Source organism: Brevibacillus thermoruber 423, assembly GCF_000454065.1.
GTDB lineage: Bacteria > Bacillota > Bacilli > Brevibacillales > Brevibacillaceae > Brevibacillus > Brevibacillus thermoruber.
The window spans coordinates 261,783-276,739 of sequence record NZ_ATNE01000001.1; the positions used below are offsets into that span (position 1 = coordinate 261,783).

13 protein-coding genes are annotated in these 14,957 nt (G+C 61.8%); 3 read left to right on the forward strand and 10 right to left on the reverse strand.

Annotated features, from left to right (window positions below; genetic code table 11):
• Positions 1-3 precede the first annotated feature (3 nt).
• The 4 genes from hemH to M516_RS0101290 all read right to left on the reverse strand — a co-directional run bounded on the left by hemH (position 4) and on the right by M516_RS0101290 (position 3,510).
• Complete coding sequence (gene hemH / locus M516_RS0101275; RefSeq protein ID WP_029097501.1) at positions 4-945, reverse strand: ferrochelatase; 942 nt, start codon at positions 943-945, stop codon at positions 4-6.
• 16 nt (positions 946-961) lie between these two features.
• On the reverse strand, positions 962-1,999 hold the full coding sequence (hemE, locus tag M516_RS0101280) for a uroporphyrinogen decarboxylase (protein ID WP_029097502.1): 1,038 nt from the start codon (positions 1,997-1,999) through the stop codon (positions 962-964).
• A 118-nt stretch (positions 2,000-2,117) separates the two neighbouring features.
• The gene (locus M516_RS0101285; protein WP_029097503.1) at positions 2,118-2,957 is read right to left on the reverse strand and encodes a DUF4097 family beta strand repeat-containing protein; all 840 of its coding nucleotides are present in this window, start codon (positions 2,955-2,957) and stop codon (positions 2,118-2,120) included.
• A 1-nt stretch (position 2,958) separates the two neighbouring features.
• Positions 2,959-3,510, reverse strand: coding sequence for an HAAS signaling domain-containing protein (locus M516_RS0101290; protein ID WP_029097504.1), 552 nt, complete (start codon positions 3,508-3,510; stop codon positions 2,959-2,961).
• A gap of 737 nt (positions 3,511-4,247) precedes the next feature.
• Here M516_RS0101290 and M516_RS0101295 point away from each other — a divergent pair.
• Entirely contained in the window at positions 4,248-5,885 is a 1,638-nt protein-coding gene (locus M516_RS0101295; protein ID WP_029097505.1) for an esterase/lipase family protein, read from the forward strand.
• A 99-nt stretch (positions 5,886-5,984) separates the two neighbouring features.
• Here the strand turns inward: M516_RS0101295 and M516_RS0101300 are convergent, their stop codons facing one another.
• Positions 5,985-7,862: a bifunctional metallophosphatase/5'-nucleotidase gene (locus M516_RS0101300; RefSeq protein ID WP_029097506.1), complete on the reverse strand. Its 1,878-nt coding sequence runs from the start codon at positions 7,860-7,862 to the stop codon at positions 5,985-5,987.
• 88 nt (positions 7,863-7,950) lie between these two features.
• On the reverse strand, positions 7,951-8,742 hold the full coding sequence (locus M516_RS0101305; protein WP_029097507.1) for an alpha/beta fold hydrolase: 792 nt from the start codon (positions 8,740-8,742) through the stop codon (positions 7,951-7,953).
• A gap of 186 nt (positions 8,743-8,928) precedes the next feature.
• Between M516_RS0101305 and M516_RS0101310 the strand changes: the two genes are divergently transcribed.
• Together M516_RS0101310 and M516_RS22510 are read left to right on the forward strand one after the other, a co-directional pair.
• Complete coding sequence (locus M516_RS0101310; protein WP_029097508.1) at positions 8,929-9,618, forward strand: hypothetical protein; 690 nt, start codon at positions 8,929-8,931, stop codon at positions 9,616-9,618.
• 289 nt (positions 9,619-9,907) lie between these two features.
• Complete coding sequence (locus M516_RS22510; protein ID WP_051188059.1) at positions 9,908-10,831, forward strand: hypothetical protein; 924 nt, start codon at positions 9,908-9,910, stop codon at positions 10,829-10,831.
• A 103-nt stretch (positions 10,832-10,934) separates the two neighbouring features.
• Here M516_RS22510 and hemL read toward each other — a convergent pair whose 3' ends face one another.
• Genes hemL through hemC form a run of 4 tightly spaced genes read right to left on the reverse strand, consistent with a single transcriptional unit; the run spans position 10,935 to position 14,949 of the window.
• Positions 10,935-12,218, reverse strand: a complete 1,284-nt coding sequence (gene hemL / locus M516_RS0101320; protein WP_029097509.1) for a glutamate-1-semialdehyde 2,1-aminomutase — start codon at positions 12,216-12,218, stop codon at positions 10,935-10,937.
• A gap of 7 nt (positions 12,219-12,225) precedes the next feature.
• On the reverse strand, positions 12,226-13,200 hold the full coding sequence (hemB, locus tag M516_RS0101325; protein WP_029097510.1) for a porphobilinogen synthase: 975 nt from the start codon (positions 13,198-13,200) through the stop codon (positions 12,226-12,228).
• A complete protein-coding gene (locus M516_RS0101330; protein ID WP_051188060.1) occupies positions 13,184-14,008 on the reverse strand; it encodes a uroporphyrinogen-III synthase in 825 nt (274 codons plus the stop codon). The genes hemB and M516_RS0101330 overlap by 17 nt, the downstream gene beginning before the upstream one ends.
• A complete protein-coding gene (hemC, locus tag M516_RS0101335) occupies positions 14,005-14,949 on the reverse strand; it encodes a hydroxymethylbilane synthase (protein ID WP_029097512.1) in 945 nt (314 codons plus the stop codon). Before hemC ends, M516_RS0101330 begins: the two co-directional genes overlap by 4 nt.
• Between the last annotated feature and the right edge of the window lie 8 nt (positions 14,950-14,957).

The following is a 14,957-nucleotide window of genomic DNA, read 5'->3' on the forward strand; positions in this document are numbered from 1 at the left end:
ACGCTATTTCCCCAAGTCCGCCAGCTTCTTCCCGACGACATCCGCCAAACAGGCGATAAACGCCGGTCTGGCGTTGGGCATCGGCGGGCGGTAGTAGTTGGCGCCCAGTTCTTCCGTCACCGCTTTGCACTCGATGTCGTTGTCGTAGAGGACTTCCAAATGTTCGGCGACGAAACCGACCGGACAGTAAACAAACGACGTGTAGCCATGTGCCGCGTGCAGCTCTCTGGTCAAGTCCTGCACGTCCGGCCCCAGCCACGGTTCCGGCGTGCTGCCGGCGCTTTGCCACCCCACCGCGTAGTGGGTGACGCCGGCCGCCTCGGCAATCCGTTTGGCCGTATCCTCCAACTGCTGCGGGTACGGGTCGCCCATCTGCAGGATCTTCTCCGGCAGGCTGTGGGCCGAGAAGATGACTACCGCCTTCTCCCGCTCCGCTTCCGGCATGGCGGCAAACGTGTCGCGAATCGCATTTGCCCAGTAATCGATAAAGCCCGGCTCCTCATACCAGCTGTCGATGCTGTGGATCACCGGGCCGCCGATGCTCTGTGCATGGGCTTTCGCCCGGCCGTTGTACTCTTTGACGCTGTAGCTGGAGTAGTGGGGGGCAAGCACCAGGCTGATCGCCTCGGCGATGCCGTCGCGGTGCATCGCGTCCACCGCGTCCTCGATAAACGGCGCGATGTGCTTCAAGCCGAGGTAGCCGACAAATTCCACATCGGGGTGACGGCGGTTCATTTCCGCTTCCAGCGCCCGCACCTGCTCGTCCGTAATTTCGGCAAAACGGTTGATCCCGCCGACCGCTTCGTAACGCGCCTTCAGGTCGTTCAGCAGGTCTTCCGGCGGTTTGCGGCCGCGGCGGATATGGGTGTAGTACGGTTCGATTTCGTCCTGGCTGCGCGGCGTTCCGTACGCCATCAGCAGGAGACCCAGTTTACGTTTCGCCATCTGTGAGCACCTCCCGTTACGTGTCCCGGCGGTAACTGTGGATGAATCGGGTCAGTTTCTGCAGCGTTTCCACCTTCGCGTCCGGGAAGACGCCGTGTCCCAGATTGAAGATGTAGCCGGGCTGCCTGGTCCCTTCGTCCAGAATCTCCTTCGCCTTGGCCTCCAGCATCTCCCACGGCGCCAGCAGGAGCGTCGGGTCGAGGTTGCCCTGCAGCGCCTTGGTGACCCCCAGCTCCCGCGCCGTACGGATGGAGGTGCGCCAGTCGAGACCGACCACGTCCACCGGCAGGCGGTCCCACTCCTTCAGCAGGTGGCCGGCGCCTACGCCGAAGTAGATCGTCGGTACGCCCGTTTCTTTCAGCGCGCTGAAGATGCGGTGCATCACCGGCGCAATATAGGCGCGGTAGTCCTCGTCATTGAGCGCGCCCACCCAGGAGTCAAACACCTGCACGGCCTGCGCACCGGCGCCAATCTGCGCCTTCAGGTAGCGGATGGTCATCTCTCCCAGTTTGTCCATCAGCGCCTGCCATGCCTCCGGCTGCGTGTACATGAACGCTTTCGTCTTGTGGTAGTGCTTCGACGGGCCGCCCTCGATGATGTAGCTGGCCAGGGTGAAGGGCGCGCCGCCGAAGCCGATCAGCGGTACGGAGAGCTGCTGGCGCAGGATTTTGATCGCTTCCATAATATACGGCACGTGCGATTCCGGGTCCAGTTCGCCCAGGCGCTGCACGTCGGCAAGCGTTTCGACCGGATTGGCGATGACCGGTCCGACGCCCGACTCGATGTTGACGTCCACCCCGATCGGCTTCAGCGGCGTCATGATATCGGCGAACAAAATGGCGGCATCGACGCCCAACTGCTCAACGGGCAGACGCGTGACTTCCGCACACACTTCCGGTATGTAATTCATCTCGAAGAAGCTGTACTTGGCGCGAATCGCCCGGTACTCCGGCTGATAGCGCCCCGCCTGCCGCATGTACCAGACCGGAACGTGCTCCGTCGGCTCTTTGCGACAGGCTTTCAAAAACGTATCGTTAAACGGTTTTGCGCTCATGAACAAACCTCTCTTTGTACAAAGAATGATCCTCTCTCATGATACCATCCACCATTCGACAAATCCCGCCTCTTTTGTGTCAAAATCGTTATCGTTTCATAGTGTTTCCAAAAAGTTCCTATCGGATGCGAATGTCCCCGGTCGCGGTGCGAACGAGGATGCGCGGACCGCCGGCGCCGCTCGATCCGTCCAGCCTGTGATCCGTCTGCTCACTGTAGGAAAGCCCGGGCCAGTCGGCTTCCACGTCACCCGTGTCGGATTTCAGGTCGAGCCGGACTGCCGCCTTCTTCTCCACGTTGATCTCCACGTCGCCCGTATCGGTCGTGATGTCGACATTGCCGCCCAGTTCCGTCAGCACCAGATCTTCCACGTTGCCGGTGTCGCTTTCGATGCTGACTTCGCCGCGGATGCCGGCCAGGTCCATGTCACCCGTGTCGGTGCTGACCGCCAGCCGGTCTCCCTCCAATCCGTTCAGCTCCACGTCACCGGTGCTGGATTGGATCGTCACGCGCTTGGCCTTTAGACCGCCGGCGCGGATGTCTCCCGTCGCGGTGGTGACCTGCATGTCCTGATAGGCGGCGGCGGGAATGGTCACCTGCAGTTCCATTCGGGTACGGGGCGTGAAGAAAAAGCTGATCCGATCCGGCTCCCCCACAGTGACCCGCAGGATGCCGTCAGGGGTTACCTCCGTCTGCAGCGTCGGCTTGCGCTCTGCGGGCGCCTCCCCGACCAGCCGGACACTGATCGATGTCTCCCGGGCGGCGGCGAGGACGACATCCGCCGTCTCCGTCTTCAGGTCGATGCCTTTCACCTGCTGCGCGATCGTACGCTGCTCGTCGATCGTCTGCATGTCAAAATGGAAGTGCTCCCCCTGCTGAAACTGCCAGACCAGCCCTCCCACTCCCACAAGAAAGGCGAGAAAGAAAAAGCCGAACAGTCGGTTGGTGACGCGATTCATCTCACTTCCCCCTAATCATGCGCAGATTGAAATGCAGGTAGCGCAAAAATTGCCGGTACAGCCAGCCGGTCAGCCGGAACAGCCCGATCGCCATCATGCCGCCCAGCCCAAACGACGCGATGCCGGCAAACACCATGATGGAGCGCTGATCGGACGTTTCGGGGATGAGGAATGGAAACAGCAGGCCGACCGGTGCGATCAAGAGTGCCAGGGAAGCGGCGTAGAGGCCGATCAACACGCCGATGATCGCGAGAAACGGCCCGAGGACAAAGACGAGGTTGAAGAAGCCGAGGCTGACGGTCGCGATCACCGCCCGCGTCATGTTGCCGATGGACGCGTCGGACTGCGCCTGGTGAATCCGGTAGCCGGCCAGAATCTCCCGTGCGAGCAGCCTGGGACTGCCCAGCGCTTCGGCGATTTCCTGCTCGCTTTTTCCGTTCTTCACGCCGTTCAAAAAGTGCTGCGTGTAGTCGGCCAGGATGTCCAGCCGCTCCTTGTCCGGAAGCTCGCGCAGCAAGCTGTCCAGCTCATTCATAAACTCACGTCTCGTCATATCCGATCCCTCCTGGATAATCCGGTTGACCCCGTAGGCCAACAAGCGCCGCTCCAAAAATGAAAGACGCCAGATTTCACGTGGTTGAAAACGCTGATCTGACGGTCTTTTGACATGCGGGATTCCCAATCACAGGAAAACAGGCGTATCCGTACATTTCCAAACAAACATAGTAGATGAAACTGTTGTATTTTACCATACGTATACCAGTAAAACAACAGGCGCTTATCCTCTTCAAACGTGAAGACATCGGGAGGGCTTCGATGAAAAAACGATATGCACTTGGGCTCATTTGCTCCTGTCTGATGATTTTCTTCTCAAGATTGTTCCCACAAGAACCATTGGCTTGCTAATGTTCCTCACTTTTACAGCGAACATGTTGGCGGGAATCAGTTTCCTTGTCCATTTTCTCACGCTGATGCGAAAAAAGAAGACAGCATGGAGGGAAAGTGCGTCAACGCAGCCTCGCGTTTGGACGTTTGTTCAGAAAACGGCCTGGACCCCCGTTTACCCGAAATTTGAATCATGATGCGAAATGGGTTTCGCGCATCGTGACAATGTGCTTCAGCATCACTGCGTCTCTCTGCAGCTTCAGAAGCGCAGTCGTCATTCCGTCAAGCCATTTGCATCATTTTTCATTGGGCCGGTTCGATGGATTCAGTAGACAAGCTGTCGGTATTGTTGTAAAATTCAGGTAATTATTCCAAAAATTCTTTCTTTTAAAGGAGGAACCCGTGATGAGCCGCCGTTTTCTGCCCGCCCTGCTCGCCCCTTCCCTCACCCTTGCGCTTGCCTGGCCGACCGCTGCCGCAGCAGCCCCCAGTCTCACGCTGCACGACGACAATCCGAACGGAAAATCGGGGGACTGGTACACCGGAGCGATTCCGCCCAACGCTTCGGATGACAAACCGGTCTTGTTGTTCGTGCAGGGGCTTCACTCCGACTACACCACGTGGACGGCCGATGACGACTATTACACCGCCGCCTACAACGCCGGATACCGGACCGCCTTTGTCCAGCTGCCGGATGCGGACGGCGCCGGCGGCAGCATGTGGACCAACGGCAGCGTGCTGGCGGACGTCATCAAGAAAGCGGCCAACTACTACCATGTCCCGCAGATCAACGTGATCGCCCATTCGAAAGGCGGCATTGACACGCAGGCGGCGCTGGTGCATTACGGAGCGCATCCCTACGTCAACGTCGTGCATCAATTGGGCACGCCCAACAAGGGGTCGGAGCTGGCCGACCTGGCCTACAGCGATTGGACGTGGTGGCTGGCGGAGATTCTGGGCATGCGCGACGATGCCGTCTACTCGCTGCAAACCTCCTACATGGCCCAGTTCCGCGAGCAGACGGACAGCCGGCCGGAAGCCCGCAAGGCCGCCACGTACATGGGAGCGGCAACCGGCGACGACGGCTGGTTTTCCGCCACCTGGTTCGCCCATGCCGTCCTCCCCGGCTCGGATGACGGGGCCGTCTCCCTCGATTCGGCGTTCGGTCTGCCGTACGGCATCCGGGCGTTTACGGACAACGGCTCGGAGAAGCTCTCCCACTCCATGCTGCGGCATGCCTCCAAGACCTGGGAGCAGGTCCGGCCCAAGCTGAAACTGGCTTTCGCCGGATTAAGCAAAGCCGGAGCGGCCGAAGCTGAATGGGCCGACGCTGGATTGGCCGAAGAAGCGGATCAGGCCGTCCGGGTACCCGCGCGCAGCGGGGACGAGGCTGCCGGCGCAATTTACCGCGGCGGCGAAGTGGACGGCGTGCAGACGGAGCGCATTCCCCTGGAAGGCGGCATCGAAAACGTGCTGATCGACATCATGGTGGCCGACAAAGCGACGGCGGTGGAACTCATCAGTCCGTCGGGTGAGGTGTACAAGCCGGAGGAAGGGGAAGCGGTGCCGGACGAACTCGGCATTTTCGGCAAAGCCGTGCATCGCGTCTTTTCGCTCGACAAGCCGGAAAAAGGAGAGTGGACCGCGAAAATCAGCGGCGAGCGGGACGCGTACTTCCTGCTGGCGGCCGTCCAAGGAGGCGTGGACCTCAAATGGCGGGCGGACAAGCAGGTGTTCAAGAAAAACGACACCGCTTCGCTGCAGCTTGCGACCCGCAGCGGAAAAGCGAAACAGACCTCGCTCCAGCAGGCCGCGCTGCGTCGAGCCGGCGCCGGCAAGGGAACGGCGCTGCAACAGCTCCGTGTCCATGCGGCCAGCGACAGCGAGATGAACGTCCGGTTCCAGGTGCCGTCCGAACCGGGGGTTTACAACCTGTCGTTTGAGGTGTCGGGCGTGGACGAATCGGGAGAAGCGTTTACGCGATCGGTCAACTACAATTTTGCCGTCACGGATGAAGACGGCGAGATCCCCCGTCCCGAATAAGACGACGGAAAGCCCTCCGCCCGGCAGCTTGTCCGGACGGAGGGCTTTCGCTGTTGCTCGCTGCTTGGTTTCAGCGTTTTTGGCTGCGAATTTCTCGTATTACTCGTTGACTTCCACGATGCGTCCTTCTACCTTCGGGTTTACCGTCTTTTTGTTCGTCAGCGCTTCTTCGACAATGGTATAGAGCGTGAGGCCGGTGTTGAACCCCGGTTTGTTGAACGACTCGTAGCCGTCTCCGCCCGCCGCGAGGAAGTCGTTGGTGGCTACCTTGTAGGTTTTCTTCAGGTCAAGCGGCTGGCCGCCCACTTTCACTTCCACGACCCGCTCGCCGGCCGGCTTGCTCGGGTTGTAGGTGAAGGACATGCCGCTGATTTGCGGGAAGCGTCCCGCGCCTTCCTCCACTTGGCTGACGCCGTTTTCCAGCGCCTTTTTCAGCTCTTCGCCGGTCACTTCGATCACGGTCAGGGTGTTCGGGAACGGCAGCAGCGTGTACAGGTCCTTCTTCGTGATGTCGCCCGCTTTCAGTTGGGTGCGGATGCCGCCCCCGTTGATCAGGGCTACGTCCGCTTCGTGTCCTTTGATCGACTTCGTGCGCTCCAGCATGATGTCGGCGATCAGGTTGCCGACGTTGGTTTCCTTTTTGCGCACGAGGCTGCGGTCGCCGTCCAGATCCACTTCCGCCTTGGCGATCACGACGCCCATGACTTCGTCGATCTTGCTGACGATCTCCTGCACCAGTTTCTCCACGTCCGGGTCAGCCTGTACGCTCTCGTCGTACTCTTTCAGCCCGCCGCTGAACGCGACCAGTTCCTTGCCCAGGTAGTACAGGTCGGCACGGCCCAGGGACTTGCCGTATTCCCAGTCCTGCACGATGTAGGTGCCGTTCACCACTTCCGGCGTCTTCAGCGGCGTGTGGGAGTGGCCGCCGACAATCAGGTCGATGCCCGGCACGTTCTTCGCGATTTCGCGGTCCACGTCGATCCCCACGTGGGAGACCACGATCACGTGATCCACTTCCTTTTTCAACTGCGGCACGACCACCTTCGCCACTTCCACCGGATTCTTGAAGGTCAGCCCTTTCACGTTGTCCGGATGGGTGAGAATCGGCGTGTCCTCCGCCACAAAGCCGACGAACGCGAACTTCCTGCCGCCGATCTCCGCCTTGTACGTGGGCACGAGGAGCTCCGTGCCGTCCGCCTTGAACACGTTGGCGGAAATGATCGGGTGTTTCAGCATGTCGCGCAGCTTCAGGAGCTGTTCGTAGCCGAAGTCAAACTCGTGGTTGCCCGCCGCCATCACGTTGTAGCCGAGGTGGTTGAGAATCGGCACGACGGACTCTCCCTTGAACTGGTTGACGAAGACGGTGCCCTGGAAGGTGTCGCCGGCGTCGAGCAGCAGGAAGTTCTCGTTTTCCTGGCGCCACTCTTTCAGCAGCGTGGCAATCTTGGCAAAGCCGAATTCCTTGAGGTTTTTGTCCTCCTGGATGTGTCCGTGCGTGTCATTGGTGTGGGCGATGGTGATGTGCGTGGTGGCCGCGTCCCCCAGCGCCTGGAAGAATTCGCCGCGGGTCACCTGCGCCTTGTTTTCCAGCTTGAGCGTGTAGCCCAGCTTTTTCGCCAAATCCGTCAGCTTGGCGGCGGACAGAAGCTGTGTCGGGTTTTTGACGTCGTTCTCGGTAATCGCCCCCTGGTTTTTCAGCCAAGTCAGGTACGGGGCGGACCAGTGGGTGCCTTTGCCGGTCGGGGCGGCCGTGTTGGCTCCCTTCAGCTTGGCAAAGACCACGGCGGCTTCGGCCAGCGTCACGCTGCGGTTCAGCGCCAGATCACCGTTTTGGCCCGGCGAGAGGATGGACTTTTTCACCATCCAGTCCACGTGCTGCACCGGATGGAGCGGCGCGGCAAACGCCGACCCGGCCATCAGCGACGTACAGATCGCTGCGGCCAAAACGGCCAGACTGATGCGACGTGCTTTCTTCATGATTGTTTCTCCCCCCAAAACAAAAATGATAGGATAGGACAGCACTACTGATTATAGCAAAATTTTCTTGCGATTTGTCCATGTTCTGTCAGAAACTTCTCATAAATTGGCCAATCGCCTCCGTCAGGTCATCCGGGACTTCCAGCATGCCCATGTGGCCCGCTTTCGAGAGCAGCACCTGGCGGACGTGCGGACCGTCTGCCGTAAAGGTCTTGGCCGGGGACACGATCTGGTCCTGTTCGCCGGCGACGAGCAGGACGGGCAGGCGCGTTTCCTGCAGGACGTGCCGACGGTCCGGCCGGTCTCTCATCCCCTGCAGCGTGTGGATCGCGCCCTTTGGATCGGTCCCAAGGCCGATCTCCCTGGCCAGCCGCACGTCGTCAGGACGGGCCGCGGCGCTGTCCGGGGCAAACAGCTTGGGCACGAGCGCCTTGACGAACGGCTCCATCCCGTTCTGCCTGATGCTCTCCATGCCCTTGTCGCGGTTCGCCCTGCCCTGTTCGTCGTCGGGATACGCGGTGGAGTGGATGAGCCCGAAGCCGGTCAGCCTGTCCGCGTGGCGCTCGGCAAACGCCAGCGTCACGTAACCGCCCAGCGAGTGGCCCAGCAGCGCCGCCCGTTCCACCTCCAGCGCATCCAGCAGGTGGACCAGGTCCTCTGCCATCCGTTCCATCGTGTACGGCTCGTCCGGCGCGGAACTGCCGCCGTGTCCTCGCAGGTCAGGCGCAATCACGCGGAACCGCTCGGCCAGAGCGGGTATCACTTTTTGCCAATAGGCGGAACTGCCGCAAAAACCATGTACCAACAGAATCGGTTCGCCGCTGCCCGCATCGGTGTAGGCGAGGCGAACGCCGTTTGGCAAGGAAGCCTGTTTCATCATCGTGAATCCCCTACTTTCTGTCTTTTTTTCAAAGTGTTGCCCGGCCAGGCGGATCGATAAACCTGCCGGGAGAAAACCGGATCACGTCGAAACCCCGATGATCCGGAGCGGAACAAGTCCCCTTGCCAGGGCTTGTCCTGCCCCTGTATGATTGGAAAAACACGGTAATGAACTGAGGTGGTTCCCATGGTACAAGCGATCACAGGAAGTGCACCGGTCAGCGGCGAGCGGGAGGTGCCCTATACCCTGATTCGGCCGGATGGCGGTCAGGGCCGCGCCGTTTGCTTTGTCTGCCCGGGAGCGAGCTACCTGTTTGACAAGCCGCTCCTGCACTTCTCCACCATGACGCTGCTCCGGTTCGGGGCAGACGTGGTGCACGTCCGCTACGCGTACAGCAAGGACAACACCGTCTTTTGGAACCTGCCGGAAGACGAGCGCAGTCGGGTGATGCAGGAGGATGTCCGCGCCGTCACGGAGCGGGTGCTGCACCATTCTGACTACGGGCAGGTATTGTTTTTGGGCAAGTCGATCGGCACGCTGCCCATCGTGAACGGCGTCTGCCGCTCTCCCCGGCATGCGCAGGCGGCCGTCATCCTGCTTACGCCCCTGCTGACGCTTCAAACGGTTGCCGACCATCTGCTCTCCTGCCCGCAGGCGGTCTTTCTGGCCACCGGCACCGGCGATCCCTATTACAGCGAACCGGTGATCCGGCTGCTCGCCAAGACCCGGCCAAACGTGACACTGCACATCGTCTCTCAGGCCAACCACGCGCTGGAAATCGGTCTGGACGCGGAGGCGTCGCTCGACGTGCTGCGCAGCCTCATGCGGGACATGGCCCTGTTCCTCTCCGACCGCCTCCCGATACCGGCGCGATAGGATACGGGCTGCGGAGGCCGCCCTGTCTGTTCCCGGCACCGCCGGCGGTTCGCCGCAGCCCGTCCCCCTTCCCTCTTCCGACGGCGTGCCGCTTGCTTTTCCCTGTCCCACGTTTTTCGCTCCCCCAGATCTTTGGCACCGAAAACAATCCGAATTGCGTTCCCACTCCCCAGACTTTCGACCCATTTCTCGTTTTGCGCTGCAAAAACGCTCACGACGAAAGCCCCTCGTGCCGATATGAGTAAGGGACCTCGCGTTCACGACTCTGATCACACCTGGAGGAAGCGTCATGACACATGCATCTCGTCCGGCACTTATCCTGCTTATCGTGCTGAGCGTATTTATGACAGGACTCTCCACCGAAGAGAACACTGCCGAAGTGAAAACTGCCCAAGTAAATCCTGCCGAAGAGAAGGCGCTGAAAGCCACATGGCTCTGGCAAACGTACCTGACCGCCTCGGAGCCGGATCAGATCCTCTCGTTTGCCGCGGAGCAAGGCGTGACCCTGCTGTATCTGAAAATCGACACCTCGCTCACCCCCGCGTATTACCGGCCGTTCATCGGCAAAGCCCGCGCCGCCGGGATCGACGTGCACGCCTTGGGCGGGAAAGCCGATTGGGGGCTGGAACAAAACCGGCAGGACATCCTCGCCCTGGTCGATTGGGTCAACCAGTACAATCTTGCGGCCGGCGACCATGAAAAAATCACCGGCATTCACCTGGACATCGAACCGTACGTCCTGCCCGCGTGGAAAACGGACCGGGAAGCGGTCATCCGGCAGTGGATGGGCAACGTGGAGGCGTACGTCGGCAAAATCAGGCAGAATCCCTCGCTGCAGATTGGCTGTGACCTGCCGTTTTGGCTGGACAATACCCCTATCCCCGGCAGCCCTGACACCTCGCTGGCCGAATGGATGATCGCCAAGCACGATCACGTGACCGTGATGGCTTACCGCGACCGGGCGGCCGGACCGAACAGCATCTCCTCGATCGTGACGCAGGAACTGGAGATGGCCGACCGGTACGACAAGAAGGTGCTTGTCGCCGTCGAAACGAAGCAGAGCAGCGAGGGCAATTTCATCACCTTTTTCGAGGAAGGCAGCGCGTACATGGACAGCGAACTGGACAAGCTGCCCGCACTCATGGCGGAGCACCCTTCCTTTGCGGGAGTGGCGATCCACTCCTTTGAATACTGGAAAGAACTGGGGAGATAATCCTCCAAAACAAAAGTCCCTGCCGCAACCGGACAGGGACTTTTGTTATCTCAACGCTCCCGGCAGTGCGGGCGCCTGCAGCTTTTCTTCGCCGTGTGCCGGCTTACAGCTTTTTCATCGCGTTGTAGCTGGCTTCGATGGTGCGCTCGATGTCCGCTTCCGTGTGGGCCAGCGAGACGAACATGCCCTCGAACTGGGACGGCGGAATCATTACGCCTTCTTCCAGCAGGTGGCGGAAATACTTGGAGAAGCGCTCCAGATCGGACGTCTTGGCCGTCTCGTAGTTGACGACCGGCGTCTCCGTAAAGAACAGGCAGACCATGGAGCCGACGCGGTTCACCGTGTGCGGGATGCCCAGCTTGCGGGCGTTGTCCGCCAGTCCTTCGGCCAACCGGGCGGAGAGTGCTTCCAACCGCTCGTAGACCCCTTCCTGCCCCAGCTCCCGCAGCGTGGTCAATCCGGCGGCCATCGCCAGCGGATTGCCGGACAGGGTACCCGCCTGGTAGATCGGTCCCGCAGGGGCTATCTGCAGCATGATGTCCCGCCTGCCGCCGTATGCGCCGACCGGCAGGCCGCCGCCGATCACCTTGCCCATCGTCGTCAGGTCCGGCGTGATGCCGTACAGCTCCTGGGCGCCGCCGCGGGCGACGCGGAAGCCGGTCATCACCTCGTCAAAGATCAGCAGCGTTCCGTAGCGCTGCGTAATCTCCCGCAAGCCCTGCAGAAAGCCCGGCTGCGGCGGCACGACGCCCATGTTGCCGGCAACCGGTTCCACGATCACCGCGGCCAGATCGTCGCCGAACGCTTCGAACGCCATCTTGACGCTCTCCAGATCGTTGTACGGTACGGTGATCGTATTGATGGCCGTCGCTTCCGGCACGCCGGGGCTGTCGGGCAGTCCGAGCGTGGCCACGCCGGACCCCGCCTTGATCAGCAGGCTGTCGGCATGCCCGTGGTAACAGCCCTCGAACTTCATGATCTTGTTCCGCTTGGTGTAGCCGCGCGCCAGCCTGAGCGCGCTCATCGTCGCCTCCGTGCCGGAGTTGACCATCCGCACCACTTCGACCGACGGGACGATCTCGCAGACCAGTTTGGCCATCTCCGTCTCCCGTTCGGTCGGAGCGCCAAAGCTGGTGCCGAGCGCGGCCGCTTCCTGGATCGCCGCCAGCACTTTCGGGTGGGCGTGTCCCAGGATCAGCGGCCCCCAGGAGCCGATGTAGTCGATGTAGGTGTTGCCGTCCACGTCGACGACGCGGGCCCCCTCCCCTTTGGCGATGTAGACGGGATTGCCGCCCACGCTTTTAAACGCCCGCACCGGGCTGTTTACTCCACCCGGTATGTACTGCTGCGCTTCCGCAAACAGCCGGACCGATTTCTCCATGTTCATCGTCCGCTCACCTCGCCAGCCATTTTGCCACGTCTTTGGCATGATAGGTAATGATCAGGTCGGCACCGGCGCGCTTGAAGCCGACCATCGTTTCCATCACGATCCGCTCTTCGTCGATCCAGCCGTTGGCCGCCGCCGCTTTGACCATCGAATACTCGGCGCTCACGTTGTAGACGACGATCGGCAGATGGAAGGACTCCCGCAGGCGCAGCACCATGTCCATGAACGCCAGCCCCGGTTTGACCATCAGGAAGTCAGCCCCCTCCGCCACGTCCGAAGCCGCTTCGCGCAGCCCTTCGCGGGCGTTGGCCGGATCCATCTGGTACGTCTTGCGGTCGCCGGACTTGGGCGCGGAGTGAGCCGCGTCTCGGAACGGACCGTAGAACGACGAGGCGTATTTGACCGCGTAGGACATGATCGGCACGTGGGTAAAGCCGGCTTCGTCCAGCGCCGCGCGGATCGCCGCCACGAAGCCGTCCATCATGTTGGACGGCGCGATGATGTCCGCTCCCGCTTTCGCCTGCGAGACAGCCGTCGCCGCCAGCAGCTTCAGTGATTCGTCATTGACCACGTCGCCGTCGTGCAGCACGCCGCAGTGACCGTGGTCGGTGTACTGGCAGAGACACGTGTCGGCGATGACGACCAGCTCCGGATGTCTCTCCTTGATCTGACGGATGGCCCGCTGCGTCACGGCGTCGTCGTTGTAGGCTTCCGATCCGCAGGCATCCTTGTGCTCCGGCACGCCGAAGACCAGCACGGACTGGATGCCCAACGCCGCCACCTCATCGATCTCCTCGTTCAGGCGGTCCAGCGAGAAGTGATAGACGCCCGGCATGGAGGGAATTTCCTCCTTGACGTTCGATCCTTCCACCACGAAGATCGGGTAGATCAGATCCTCCACACGAACGTGGTTTTCGCGTACCAAACTGCGCATCGCCGCGCTGGAACGCAGCCGGCGATGACGGTCAAATGTGAGTGCCATGTACATCCCCTCCCAGATTTGCTGTCAACGCTTGCAACAAGCCGTCCACCGTGTACTCCCTGGCCACGGCGTGAACCGGCAGGCCGAGGCGTTTGGCTGTCTCGGCCGTAACCGGCCCGATGCAGACGATCCGCACGGAGACCAGCAAGCCGTCCAACCCGTACGGGGCCATCACCTGCATGAAGTGCTGCACCGTGGATGAACTGGTAAACGCGATCGCGTCGATTTCCCCCCGCCGCAGCCGCTCCGCCGCTTCCGGGGCGCCCTCGCCGTCGATGACCGTCTCGTAGGCGTCCACCTCGGTCACCTGCAGCCCCATGCGGCGCAGTTCGTCCGGCAGCGTCTTGCGGGCGATGTCGGCCCGCGGCAGCAGCACCCGCTGGCCCGGTGCCAGACGCCCCCGGAGCGCGGCGAGCATGCCCTCGGCCACGTAGTCGGACGGAATGACGTCCGCCGTCCAGCCGTGTTTGTCCAGTTCGGCCGCCGTCTTGGGCCCCACCGCCGCCACGCGGGCGGTCATCCGGTCCGGGCTCACGCCCAACTGCCGCATTCTATCCAGAAAGAAGCGGACGCCGTTGACACTGGTGAACATCACCCAGTCAAACGCATCCAGGCGGGCGATCGCGTCGTCGAGCGGTCCGGTGTCGGCCGGCGGCACCATTTTCAGCAGCGGAAACACGTATGCCTCGCCGCCCAGCGCCTCAATCTTTTCCACCAGCTCGCGGGCCTGGCTGCGGGCCCGCGTCACCATCACCCGGACGCCGGAAAGCGGCAGGCGATCCTCTCCAAGCGGCGCCGGCCGGTTCATCCCTGATTCTCCTTCTGCACCTCTGCCAGCACCTCGCCGGCTCCTTCCGCCAGCAGGGTTTCAGCCAGCTCACGGCCGAGTGCGGCCGGATCGGTGCCGGTGGCCGTCCGCTTGAACACCCGTTTGCCGTCGGGCGACGCGACCAGTCCGGTCAGCGTCACCGTCGGCACGGCATCGCCCGACGCTTCCGCCACGGTGGCATAAGCCCCGATCGGCACCTGGCAGCCGCCCTGCAGGCGGTGCAGGAAGCTGCGCTCCGCCGTCACCGCCAGGCGGGTCGGCGGGTCGTCCAGGCGGCGCAGAAGCGCGAGCGTCTCCTCGTCGTCGGCCCGGCACTCGATGGCCAATGCCCCCTGCCCGACAGCCGGCACGCTGATCTCCACCGGCAGGTACTGGCTGATCGTCCCGTCCCACTTGACCCGCTCCAGTCCGGCCGCTGCCAGGATGATGGCGTCGAAATTGCCTTCGTTCAGTTTGCGGATGCGGGTGTCGATATTGCCGCGCAGCGATTCGATCTGGATGTCCGGCCGGTAGGCCAAAAGCTGTGCGGAGCGGCGCAGGCTGCTCGTGCCCACCAGCGCCCCGTGCGGCAGCTCATCCAGCGTCTTGCCGTCCTTGGACAAGAGCACGTCGCGGGGGTCCACCCGTTTCGGAATCGCGCCGATCACCAGCCCTTCCGGCAGTTCCGCCGGCATGTCCTTCAGGCTGTGCACGGCCAGGTCCGTCTCCTTGTCCAGCAGCGACTGCTCAATTTCCTTGACGAACAGCCCCTTGCCGCCCACTTTGGACAGCGTGACGTCCAGGATGCGGTCTCCTTTGGTGACGATTTCATGCAGTTCAAATGCCGCTTCGGGCGCGAGCCGTTTCAATTGGTCCACGACCCAATTGGTCTGGGTGAGCGCCAGCATGCTGCGGCGCGTTCCCACCTTCCAGTTTCTCATGGTAGCCT